Here is a 12,134-nt window from a genome sequence, read left to right as displayed (position 1 = left end):
CATTTTATGAGGACTCAGCTTTTCTAATAAAGGGAGGGGCAATCATGGTAGTACAGAAACGTCTCATTTATTATATTTTATTAGGAGTTTCGGCTCTTATATTATTGTACTTTTTTATCACTTTGATCTCGAATCGAATTGATCCAGTCGGTAGTAGTGTGACAGAAGAGGCTTTGATACATGACCTCAAGATTATTGCAGCAGATAAAGTATCAGTTGAACGAATAGACGTAATTAGCAACAATAAATCAACTAAAGAGGCTATCCCCGAGAGGGATGGAACAATTGATGAAACAGCAAAGGTTTTATACGTAATATCAAAAACCAAAGATAACAGAAAGCTGAACCATGTCTACGCCGCCATGGAGATGTTTATTTATATGAATGAAAGACAGGTTCCTTTTAAGGTGAAAGGAATTCAGTTGGGAACCACTCGTAAATATATGGTTGATCAGTTATGGAAAATTACTGTTACTCAGGAAGAATTCAATGAATTATATGCAACTGTAGATAAGAAAAATCTCACAAACGAGCAAGTCGTACAATTATTGGGTGATCAGTGGACCAAAAAACATAATTACAAGGGCTGGTTGAAGTAACGCAAATCGTTCAAAGCGGGGATTCCCCGCTATTTGTTCTTCCAGACAGAAAAGATCAGGCGAAAACATATTGTGATCCCTTCGATTTGTTCCAATACACGTCTAATATGAAACTTTTTAAGGGAGTTGGCAATGGTGAGCTTCGCAGGTACTCCCCTTCTTCTTAGAGCATTTTCACAGAAAAGAACAAAGTGGAATCCCTTAATAAATATAGGATTCCACTTTTTGAGTTTTTCCTTTTAGGATTAAGTGGTTTAGAAAAGGTGCTGATATTTTTGGCTTTATCGGATAGAACAATTCAGATGGAGTCACTGAAAAACTTAACGCCATCATATATTTGGAATATTACCAAACAAGTTATTAATCAATGCCCTCGATGCGACATTAATTGTTTCAATCGAAGAAAAAGAAATCGCACGTTTTGACCTTTCTAAATCTAAATGAATGTAAAAAAACGTTGAACTAACGGATACGATAGCTCAATAAACAACAAGTGAAGGCAGCCGTCGGATTGGAACGGCTGCCTTCTCCGCTATCGGGCAGCATAGTGGAATAAATTGTATGTTATAATTCAAGTTATAATGTCCAATTGACTGTGGTTTCCTTTAAGAATAACGATACCATGTTTCATGAATTTAGAATAAAACAAAGGTGATTTTATTGGTGTTAGATTGCACGATTAGGAGGAAATGTTTATCATCGCTCAATTGGTTTATATCTTGCATTTTATTTGAAAATCATCGTAAAAGTTCCTCACGATTTATTTAGTCGGTTGTGCGTCAAATCCATGCTATATGACATTTTTTCAACATGAGCAACCAAAGCACGATAACTCGTATAAATACCCTCTTGATGTAAGCCCAGTATAAGTGTTTAGAACGACATTCGCATTTTTTACACTGCTAATCAGTTACGCCTTTATATAGATGTAGAATTTTTTCTTCAGGACTGTCTTCTCTTTTGATCAATTCAGAAAAAGCTGTCTTTTTTTTCACACCCGTTTTTTGTACACCCTCATTGCAAAGAAATATGCTATGAACAAAATCCCTACGCACCACGCAAGAGCGATCCATATATCATTGCCCACCGGCTGACCTGACAGTAGCGCACGGATGGCTTCCACTATCGAGGTCACCGGCTGGTTTTCTGCAAAGGCTCTAACGACCGACGGCATCGACTCGGTCGGTACAAACGCCGAGCTGATAAACGGTAGGAAGATAAGCGGGTAGGAAAAGGCGCTTGCTCCATCTACTGATTTTGCGGACAGTCCGGCAATCGCCGCGACCCAAGTTAATGCCAGCGTAAACAGCGCGAGTATGCCGGCTACTGCAAGCCATGACAATATCCCTGCCGGCGAACGAAAGCCCATAATCAACGCTACGAGAATGATGACGAGAACCGATATGGCGTTGGATACCAGCGAGGTCAGCACATGCCCCCACAGTAAGGTGGAACGTGAAATCGGCATGGAGTGAAACCGCTCGAATATGCCTCGCTGCACGTCGATAAACAGGCGATAAGCCGTATACGAAATCCCGCTTGCAATAGCAATCAGCAGGATGCCGGGCATCAAATAATTCACATAGTTGTCCGTACCGGTTTGAATGGCACCGCCGAACACATAGACGAACAGCACCATCATCGCGATCGGCATGATGGTGACCGTGACGATGGTGTCCATACTGCGGGAAATATGGCGCATGGAACGCCCAAGCATAACGCCCAGATCGCTGAAAAAGTGTTTCTTTACCGTCTCCATTTATTTTCCCTCCTTTTTGCCGATGATTGCGAGGAATATCTCCTCTAATGTCGGCTGTTTTTCAACATATTCCACCTTTGCGGATGGGAACAGCTTTTTTAGCTCCGAGAGTGTGCCGCTGGCGATAATCCTACCCTCGTGCAGAATGGCAATTCGCTCGGCAAGCTGCTCAGCCTCCTCCAAATACTGCGTGGTTAGGAGTACCGTCGTGCCGCCGTCGGCAAGCTCCTTGACAATCTTCCAAACCTCGATGCGCGCCTCGGGGTCAAGCCCAGTGGTCGGCTCGTCGAGGAAAATGATCTGCGGTTTTCCCACAAGGCTCAAGGCGATGTCTAGCCTGCGGCGCATACCACCCGAGTAAGTAGACGCCCTGCGGTCGGCGGCGTCTGTCAAGCCGAAGCGTGTAAGCAAATCGTCCGCAACCTGACGCGGATTTTTGAGGTATCGCAGTTTGGCAATCATAATCAGATTTTCCCGTCCGGTCAAAATTTCGTCCACGGCGGCAAATTGCCCGGTCAGACTGATCGCCTGCCGCACATTCTCGGGTTTTGACGCAACATCGAATCCGTTTACGGTGGCGGTTCCGCTGTCTTGTTTTAGCAGCGTGGAGAGGATTTTGACAACCGTTGTCTTGCCCGCCCCGTTGGAGCCAAGTAGGGCGAAAATACTACCTTTTTCAACCTCAAAATCCACGCCCTTTAAGACTTGATGCTGCTTGTAGGATTTTTGCAGCCCAATCACTTTAATTGATTTGTTTTGCATAAACTTCCTCCTCCTTATCGAACAGTAACCTTAGACAAATCGGCCCCCATGCCCTTAAGAGAGGCATAAGTCAACTTATCCATCATTGCTCCGTCAAAGCAGATGGTTTTGATGCCACGGTAATACTTATTCGTCAACGAAAAGAAAGCCTGAAAAGAGACATTCTTGAGTGTAGCGCCCCTAAACGAAACTTCTTTTAATGCCGACTTGTCAAACTTAACACCGATAAAGGTTTGCCCGTCAAGACGCAGCCCGCTCAGGTCGGAATCTTTGAAGACCACGCCGTCAAAGATACAACCTTCAAAGATTGTTTTTCTAAGGTCGAGCTTGGTTAGCGTGACGTCGGTCAGTTTTACGCCTGTGAATTTTGCTCCGTCCAGCCCCGAAGTGCTGAAGTTAGTACGTATAAGGATCGATTCATTGAAGCTCGCATCCGAAAGGTCTAGGGAGGATAGGGTACAGTCAGTCAGATTCGCGCCGTCAAAATTGGCTTCACGTGCGTCGCTGGCCTTAAACGAACTGCCGGTCAAGTCTGCGCCAGCAAAGTCGGAACCGCGTAAAGCGCTCGCTGTAAAATTTCCTTTATGCGCAATAACGCCCGCAAAGTCGCTCATTGGCAAGTTGCTCGCGCTAAAGTTTGTCAGCACCTGCCGCTCCAGCGAGCGGGAGAGGTTCGCCACCTCCAGGATTGTTTGTTCGATGTCGCCGATGCTCTCAATGGTCATCTTAAACGCTGTTTCATCGTCTTTGCCCTCGGCTTTCAGTTCACGATATCGCTCCTGCAAATCGGAGTGCAGGTCCGCCTTTAATTCGGTGACGCTTTTTACCCCATCATATGGCGTAAAAACGCCGTTCAAATAGTTCGTCAATTTCGGATTCATCTCATCCAATCTCCTTTATAATAAATTTTCTAGCACGCGCTTCGAATACTCCCAATTCCTTTTGTTGCGGGCGTATATATCCTTGCCTTTTTCGGTAATCCTAAAATACTTGCGCCTTCCGCCCTGAGATTCATCGCCCCAATACCACTCGATATCGCCGTCTGTTTCAAGCCGCCGGACGCTGGAGTACATCGTGGCTTCCTTTAATTCATACTCGCCGCCCGAGCGCTCGGCGATCAGTTTGACAATTTCGTACCCGTAGCGGTCAGCTTCGGATAAGAGCCGTAAAATCATCGTATCGGTATGTCCGCGAAGCAAGTCGGATGTAATTTTGTTCTCGCTCATTTCATCACCTCCGTGTTTTTATAATATGACATACTACTATGTCTGTCAAGGTACTATTATAAATAAAATACCTTGTTTAAAGAAAAGGTATTTATTCATACAATACATAGGGATCCTCATTTAGATCTAGGGATGGACTCGATGAAGTTTCGTATAGATAATACGGAAGCTGCAATGCTCCTAGATTACAAACATACTAGGGACTATGGATTGCTTCCAAATTGGCAACATGTTCTTCGTTGAGCTAACGAAGAACGATAGCCTAGGACAACGGGCTAACAACTTAAAGTTTTTTAGAAGGGACGAGGAAAAAATTAGAAAAAAATTTTCCACTGAAAAAGCAGAGTTGTCAGATACAAGAGAAAAACAGTATCGACAGGATTGTTTAGATATTGTATTTCAGTTCGGTGATACCCTAAAAAATATAGATGATAAAGTGTTTATAATAAGGAACGATCGAGATATTGAAACCAAATAAACAAAAAACATTCTGGTATGAAACTTGGTTTAATATAAAGGATTTCTACGGAGTATAAGCAATTATTGCTGCATGTACTGCTACGCTAGACGGAGAACGATAGTTCAATAAAACAGCGGCTGCCTAGGACTTTATTTCTCGTCCTTTGCAGCCGCTGTTTTGATTTTTGGGATCATACGATTACTAATTTTTCGGAGTCAGACGGTTTTGTAATTCGTAAAACGTGGATTTAACACATTCAACACCCCTACTCCTCACTAACTCCTTTCAATCGTGCCAAATCCGCATCGTACCAATGCCAAACCTCGGGATGAGCAGTATGCAAGTGTCAACAAATTTTACGAGGACTGGCGGCGAGTTACTTTTTCCGTTCCGGCACGTAACGCTGCACAAAGCGAAATACCAGAAGGTTCAAGACAAAAATGATCAAATAGATCGGACCCGAGTACCACAGCTTCCAGCCCTTATAGGTAAAGGCGTGAAACCAGTAGGTTGAGATTCCTTCGAGCCCAACCGTTACTAGGCTGAATAAGAGAATATATCCGAAGAGACGCCATCCCGCAGGCATCCATTTTTTATAAAAGTGCAGCATGAAAAACAGTGTAGGCGGATAGGTAAACAGATAGAGAATGATATCGAACCACTCGAATTCGGGCCGATCGCCGAAATCGTAAAGATCGAATGGCTTGACGCCGATGGAAAAATCGGCTGTAAATGCCAGCAATCCGTTAAACAGCCAAATGATAAATATGCTGACGAAAGACAGGCGGTTCGGCAGCAGCAAGAAAATACCCCACGAAACCACGGATATGATCAGGATGAACCATTCGTTTGCATCAAAGCGAATCGGAGGATACAGGATCATCGGACACCTCCTGCCATCGTAAAAATTCTCGCAATAACGCGAGAAACATAATGTAAATGGCAAGTAACGCAACATCTCTGATCCATACGTATTCCCATTTCCATTTAACAAATTGAACGGTGCCGCTTAGATGATACAAATACTGCACGCCCCAAAGGAGAACAACGGTGACTGCCAATGCTATCGCTTTAAGAAAAGGCTTTCCTGATTTGGAAAAGAGCACAAATAAACCAAACAGAATAAGGAGTGGAGCGAGGATAATCTGTTCCAGCTTCAATGCAATAAATTCGAGCGGATTGTCACTTACATTCACCAGCCGCAGGTTCACGGTCAGTATGGCATAGGAGAACTGCTCTAGGGAAGCTACTAATAAGCCGCACGACAATATTTCCAGCGGATGCAGCGTCTTCCGTAGAACAGGAATCAATGCGATGCCGATCATGCTGATAAAAAAAGCGATAAGGAGAGTCAGCATTACAGGGTCCCTTTCAGGTTGCGATTATCTTCTTACCATGCTCCAATTAATGGGGAAATATGTAACTTCGCGGTGCAGAGAGCTCAGGGTGCTTTTGGTTTTTGTAGGTTTTTGTCGGGTGACAAGAACATAGTCCGATTAAGAACCGCCTAAATAGTGGTTTTTTTTATTTTATCGGTTCAAATACTAACGCAGAAGAGAGTTCATTAATCTCCAAGAATAGGGAAATTTAAATGCAAAATTCAAGACTTAAATTAAAGTATATTTGCTCGAAATACCAATTCAAATATTTAATGATTTTATTATTTGGATTTTTTTGGATTAGTGTGCCGAGTATTATTAATCATAAAATTATTGAACTTAATGGTTTTGAAAAAACTGTATATTTTTGGGGACTTCTTTGTTTAGGGATTTTTGTTGTTGGTGAAATAATCATTCGAATAATTCAGATGCTTGTATGTAGAATTAGAATTGAAGATTTCATTGTATTGTTTTTTTGCTTGGTGTATAACAACAACACTTTTCTTATGGTCATTTTTCAAGTATCTAAATGTAGGACTTTAATTGGAGTTAATTAAGGTACTATCATGCTATCGGAAACTTTAGCTCAATAACCGTGAAGAAAAGGCAGCTGCTATGACCGGCTGTCTTTTCCCGCTATCGGGCAGGAAAAGTTTTGGGCAATGATTTCTACTTGATCAGATTTCCCGGGAGAAGCCTGAATGGCTTGGCTGCCCAAATCGTTTCTTGTGGCGAAGCCATAGTTTAACACCTTACATGTTTGCGTTTGAAACCAAGTTGCCCTTTATCTACTGCCTTTTGAATATTTTCGGAAGCATGTAGGAAACTGCTTTTTTTCTTGTCCCGTTTGACTTCTACTGGGTCTACTGCCTTTGCGGTCTCGACCGCCTTATCATGGAGCGGTATATAGGATACCCCCACTGTGTAAATAAAATTATTCATAGCGTATTTAGTTCTTTCGGGAGAATCGTGAATCGTATTTCTCACGATTTCAAGCATATTGGCAATTTTGCTTTCGGAAAATTCACCGTCCGGGCGATTACCCAAAAGCCAGCAGTAACAACTCCAGCCCGCTGACATTCTCAGTTCTTCGCCGCTTGCGATCCATTTATCGGCAACTTCTTGAGCAATATCTGTTTCTGCCAAGGTTACTGCAACCACATAATCGGACAGCATATAAAAATAAGCCGCATCCATCCAACGCTCAAAATCCGCTTCAGTCATTGCATTTGGGTCTGCAATTATGCCGGCAAAGTACATTGCGTCGTAATTCCCTGTGGTGTAAAGCTGTTCAGCCAAAGGTTGATTAATTTTAATTTTCTTGGCGATGGGCTTCATATCGCCTGTAGCCACGCCAAAAAGCGGTTCTTGCGCGCCATTGGATCCGTACATTTTCTTGGTTCGTTCCTTGCCGAGAGCTTCAAGCTCCTGTATAACCATTTCTAAATTCATTGTTTAACACTTCCTTCTAATTGGAGGTTTTCCTCTAAGGTTTATGCTATCTATTAAGACTATATCAGATTTTGTAAGTATTTTTAATTGCACTTCCATCTGAGCAGGAAGCAGATTCAGTCGGAGACATCCGCACCACCCAACCGGATGTGACCAGGTCATTGAGCTAAACGAGCAGTTAAGTTTTAGAACGACCAGTGTTAAAATGAAAGAAAAAAGAGGTGCTAATATGCTCTTTAACGATTGTATGAATGAGAAGTTTCCTGACTTAAAATTAAGACCACCTCTTTTTTATAATTGGGATATAGGTATTAGATTTGAGCTGGGCAATCCTGATGAAAATAAGGATGTATTTTATATGGAGCGTGTCTATCAGCGTTCTTTATCACTTTTCAAAAGTCTTCATTCTCCTGATGAAGATATAATTATAGTTGCCAACGTACACCATGCTGATGAAAAAAAATTACTTAAAAGACGAAAACTAAAGATATTTAACCACTATATAAAATACAAAGATGTCTTATTTAAATTACAACACAAGGTTATTCCTTATGTCTTTGAAGACGTGTACGACATCTACGACTTTGAAACGCATAGATACACACTTCGATGCAAAGTTTCTGACGTCAAGTATATTAACTTAATAAAGGCAATTTGTAATCAGGACATGGATATAAAACCAAAAATTTATCACGATATATTTTTTATCAACACTACCAACGATACAATCTTTCATATTTATGATGACAGAGGTTGTGATGTTATTGCTTCAGGTAAAGAATCTATAAGGCATTTGTATAAAAATTATAATGATTGGATTTTAGATTATGACAGTGTTGAAATTAATAAGATATTCGAATAATCACCGTGAACGTATTCAACTAACGCAGAAGTACGACAAGTTCTGCCATAAGCACCAGACAGTGTGAAAAGCAGAAGATTACAAGGTGTAATCTTAACTTTACAACCGAGGATGGGAATGACGGAACCATGTATCCCGAAACCACCCCGCCAATACTCCTGCGCGCGTCATGTTTAACAGAACATGAGGTGTGAAGTACAGGTAGATTCGGCAAAACGAAGGCTAGAGCCATACAGAGAAAAAAAAAAAGGTATGCCAACGGATATGTCGCGTGGCTGAAAAACTGGATATGGTGAGAATGCTTGCACAGAAGCGAACTGACGAACTTCCGAATGTACAGGTCTACAGTTAGAGCACACGGAAACGTGTGTACCATCAGACGATGGGGTGAGTGGCGTAAAGTAAAATTTTCTGCTCTGAAATACGCTATGCCAAACTATGGTGGCATTGGTCTCACAGGCTTAGAGGAAGCACCTAAGTTCAGAACGGATAGCTAGGTTATAAGGGACTTGGAAAACAAGGGACGTTGCTGGAAGGGCTGTTTACCCGAAACGGTTGCAATAAGGCACTTGCCGAAATGAATTTATCCTTGTGAGGGCAGGGGTATGACTGATGAAACCTCTGTAATCGAGGTGGAGGAATAGCCCCAAGTCTAATTGAAAAGAACGATCATTTTCCATACTAGCGGGGACCCTGCGATCCGTTGGCAGGTGATGCGTGACCTAACCGAAGAGCCCGATGACTGTGTTGCCGCAGAGCGGTCGCGGATTGTCTCGGAAGGTTGGGGTGCCCGGGTTCTCGGCCTGCAATCTTCCGAGGGCAACTGGGGCGGTGACGCCGACGCACGGAACTGGCTATGCACGAGCTACACCTTGCTGCTTTTGAAGGACCTAGGCTTGGATCCGTCGGGTGAGGAAGCCCGCAGATCGATCGGCCTAGTGCGTGACCACATCACCTGGCCGCGGCAAATGGGCGGCCGGCCCTACTTCGACGGCGAGACCGAGGCCTGTGTCAATGGTTGGATCCTTGGAGTGGGTGCTTACTTCGGAGAGGCAAGCGGTCGGCTAGTCGATCGACTCCTCGGTGAGCAGCTTGAGGACGGAGGCTGGAATTGCAACGCCCCTCAAAGTCGACGATCCTCGTTCCATAGCACCATATGTGTCTTGGAAGGACTATTAGAGTACGAGAAGGCTAAGGGTGAAACTGCTGCGGTGACCGAAGCCCGCGTCCGGGCACAAGAGTACCTTCTGGAGCGTCGCATGTTGAGGTCCCTGTCATCCGGCGAGGTGATCGATCCAAATTGGACGCGTTTCTCGTTCCCAACCACGTGGCATTACGACTTGCTGCGGGGTCTGGATTACTTACGCAGCGCCGGTGTCGAACCCGATGAACGGGTCACTGAGGCCGTCGGTCTGGTGGCGAAGAATCAAGACCAAAACGGGAAATGGCCGCTCGAGAACTCTCACCCCGATCGAGTTCACTTCGACATGGAAGGTGTGGAAGGCGAGCCTAGCCGCTGGAACACTCTCCGCGCCTTACGAGTGCTGGACTGGTATTCAACACGACACTAATGTACCCGATGGAAGAGGGCATATGCTGATTGATTCAATAAATGAAATATTAAGTGGTAAAGTTTCGAACTTATACTTAATCAGTGATACGCTTAAACCGAAAGATGGAGTTGCGAATATTATCCTCAACTCATCATTCAATAACGTTTTAGCTAACGAGGAACTTTAGTGCAGGAGCTGCTTAGACGGCTCTTTTTTTATTTATTGTACAAACGAGCAGCATAGTTTAATCGCTTCGCGAATATTTCAATTATTGAGTATTAAATTTCCCGTTATTACCAATTAAAAATAACTATTAGAATTGAGTGATTTTGGGAGAAGGGGGAGAACATCGTGAAGAAACAAAGTCTTATTTTTATTATGCTATTTTTAGTACTCTCGTTGTCAGCTTGTTTGTCGTCAAAAGTCGCTTTAAACACGCCGAATCCATCGGAACCGCCATCAACGTCTGCACCAGAAATCACGCCCACGCCTACACCCATATCCGCGCCATCGCCCTCAGATTCACCGCTCGCGGTGTCGCCAACACCTGCAGCAAGTCAAGCACCTGCATTTGATCCCCCACTACACTTCGATTATCCAGATGCAGTACGTGGAATTTATGTAACAGGTTGGTCAGCTGGGGGGGCCATATGTCTAAACTTCTATCACTTGTTGATAACACAGACCTAAATGCAATGGTGATAGATATAAAGGATGATGACGGCTATATCACATTTAAACCTGAGGGCAAATTTGCAGAATTTGGCCAACCTTACATAAAAGATCCCCAAGCACTCATGAAAACTCTTGAACAGCATAAAATTTATCCTATCGCACGTATTGTAGCCTTTAAAGATACGGTTCTGTCGAAAAAACGTCCAGACCTTTCTTATTTAGACGGCAACAGTGTTTGGCGTAATGGAAAAGGTGACGGGTTTATCAACCCATTCCTTCAAGAAACATGGCATTATAATGTTGATGTTGCAAAATTAGCTGCAGAACTTGGGTTTAAAGAGATCCAATTTGACTATGTTCGATTTCCGGAAGGTTTTGAAAGTAGGGACAAAGTTCTTAAATATTCATTGGGCGACTACAAGGATAAAAAACCAACTAAGTTTGTGCAAGAAGAAAAAGATTATTCTGAAGCCTCTAAGAAATATCAAGACGATTTGACTTCTTTACAAATAAAGTTGACAGATGCTACGAATACCTACAATTCAGCAAAAGCCGATGAAAATAAAAAAGCACTGGACGATGCTCAAAAGAGCATGTCTGATCTAAAAAAACATGCACCCCAAGCACCGGATTTTAGCGATAAAGCACGTATGACACAGCTTCGTGTTGATGCTGTCAGCGACTTTGTCGCATATGCCAGAGAACAACTAAAGTCGTATAAAGTAAAAGTGTCTGTTGATATCTTCGGATATACGGCTACATTGCCTGAAGCTCCAGGTATCGGTCAGAACTTTAACCGCATTTCTAGCTCAGTAGATGTAATTTCGTCTATGATTTATCCAAGTCATTGGTCTAATGGTTATTTCGGAATTCCAAAACCAGATAAAGAGCCTTATAGACTTGTTACCGAATATATGAAGGCTGAAAAAGAGAAGTTTGCACAGCTCCAGACTCCCCCCTTATCACGTCCTTGGCTTCAAGATTTTACAGCAAGCTGGTTAGGTGCTGGCAATTATATTAAATATGGCAAGGCTGAAGTAGATGCACAAATTAAAGCCTTAAAAGATGCTGGTGTTAATGAATACCTAATCTGGAATGCTAACAATTCCTATACAGAAGGTGTAACCTATATACCAGCTGAATAACACAAAAACAAGGCTGCCGCGGAACCAACCGGGCAGCCTCATTGAACTAAAGGGCAGCAATTCTCCATAGAGGGAGTTTAGTGCAGGAGCTGACTAGGCTCCTTTTTGGATTCTTCAATAAACTCAAGCGAAATTCGGTTGCCGGATTCTAGGCTATAATCTATGATAGCAATACGTCAAAGGTATAGAGCATTTCTTGGTAATGAGGAATGCTTTTTATCTTTGTCTAAAATTCAAGGGATATTTATATAACAACAATAAT

12 protein-coding genes are annotated in these 12,134 nt (G+C 43.0%); 4 read left to right on the top strand and 8 right to left on the bottom strand.

All coding sequences use genetic code 11. The annotated features are described in order from the left end of the window. Positions 1-44: 44 nt before the first annotated feature. A complete protein-coding gene (locus tag QFZ77_RS36705) occupies positions 45-599 on the top strand; it encodes a hypothetical protein (protein WP_307437995.1) in 555 nt (184 codons plus the stop codon). A gap of 991 nt (positions 600-1,590) precedes the next feature. On the opposite strand, the gene QFZ77_RS36700 is transcribed toward QFZ77_RS36705, so the two are convergent. The 7 genes from QFZ77_RS36700 to QFZ77_RS36670 all read right to left on the bottom strand — a co-directional run bounded on the left by QFZ77_RS36700 (position 1,591) and on the right by QFZ77_RS36670 (position 7,637). Continuing rightward, on the bottom strand, positions 1,591-2,358 hold the full coding sequence (locus QFZ77_RS36700; protein ID WP_307448621.1) for an ABC transporter permease: 768 nt from the start codon (positions 2,356-2,358) through the stop codon (positions 1,591-1,593). After that, complete coding sequence (locus QFZ77_RS36695) at positions 2,359-3,120, bottom strand: ABC transporter ATP-binding protein (protein ID WP_307448620.1); 762 nt, start codon at positions 3,118-3,120, stop codon at positions 2,359-2,361. 14 nt (positions 3,121-3,134) lie between these two features. Next, complete coding sequence (locus QFZ77_RS36690; RefSeq protein WP_307448618.1) at positions 3,135-4,001, bottom strand: pentapeptide repeat-containing protein; 867 nt, start codon at positions 3,999-4,001, stop codon at positions 3,135-3,137. Between the two features lie 15 nt (positions 4,002-4,016). Further along, positions 4,017-4,346: a PadR family transcriptional regulator gene (locus QFZ77_RS36685; protein WP_307448616.1), complete on the bottom strand. Its 330-nt coding sequence runs from the start codon at positions 4,344-4,346 to the stop codon at positions 4,017-4,019. An 836-nt stretch (positions 4,347-5,182) separates the two neighbouring features. Then, positions 5,183-5,689: a hypothetical protein gene (locus QFZ77_RS36680; RefSeq protein ID WP_307448615.1), complete on the bottom strand. Its 507-nt coding sequence runs from the start codon at positions 5,687-5,689 to the stop codon at positions 5,183-5,185. Then, positions 5,661-6,164, bottom strand: coding sequence for a hypothetical protein (locus QFZ77_RS36675; RefSeq protein ID WP_307448613.1), 504 nt, complete (start codon positions 6,162-6,164; stop codon positions 5,661-5,663). The genes QFZ77_RS36680 and QFZ77_RS36675 overlap by 29 nt, the downstream gene beginning before the upstream one ends. A 765-nt stretch (positions 6,165-6,929) precedes the next feature. Then, positions 6,930-7,637, bottom strand: coding sequence for a DNA alkylation repair protein (locus QFZ77_RS36670; RefSeq protein ID WP_307448611.1), 708 nt, complete (start codon positions 7,635-7,637; stop codon positions 6,930-6,932). Positions 7,638-7,866: 229 nt separating this feature from the next. On the opposite strand from QFZ77_RS36670, the gene QFZ77_RS36665 reads away from it, so the two are divergent. Together QFZ77_RS36665 and QFZ77_RS36660 are read left to right on the top strand one after the other, a co-directional pair. Then, on the top strand, positions 7,867-8,499 hold the full coding sequence (locus QFZ77_RS36665; protein ID WP_307448609.1) for a DUF3885 domain-containing protein: 633 nt from the start codon (positions 7,867-7,869) through the stop codon (positions 8,497-8,499). 656 nt (positions 8,500-9,155) lie between these two features. Continuing rightward, entirely contained in the window at positions 9,156-10,070 is a 915-nt protein-coding gene (locus tag QFZ77_RS36660) for a hypothetical protein (RefSeq protein WP_307448605.1), read from the top strand. Positions 10,071-10,345: 275 nt separating this feature from the next. On the opposite strand, the gene QFZ77_RS36655 is transcribed toward QFZ77_RS36660, so the two are convergent. Further along, positions 10,346-10,552: a hypothetical protein gene (locus QFZ77_RS36655; protein ID WP_307448602.1), complete on the bottom strand. Its 207-nt coding sequence runs from the start codon at positions 10,550-10,552 to the stop codon at positions 10,346-10,348. A 150-nt stretch (positions 10,553-10,702) separates the two neighbouring features. Here QFZ77_RS36655 and QFZ77_RS36650 point away from each other — a divergent pair, with 150 nt between their 5' ends. Then, positions 10,703-11,872, top strand: coding sequence for a putative glycoside hydrolase (locus QFZ77_RS36650; RefSeq protein WP_307448599.1), 1,170 nt, complete (start codon positions 10,703-10,705; stop codon positions 11,870-11,872). Positions 11,873-12,134: the final 262 nt, after the last annotated feature.

It is taken from the genome of Paenibacillus sp. V4I3 (assembly GCF_030817215.1).
Lineage (GTDB): Bacteria > Bacillota > Bacilli > Paenibacillales > NBRC-103111 > Paenibacillus_E.
The sequence above is the reverse complement of the archived record's forward strand: the minus strand, read 5'-3'. Positions and strand labels throughout refer to the sequence as shown.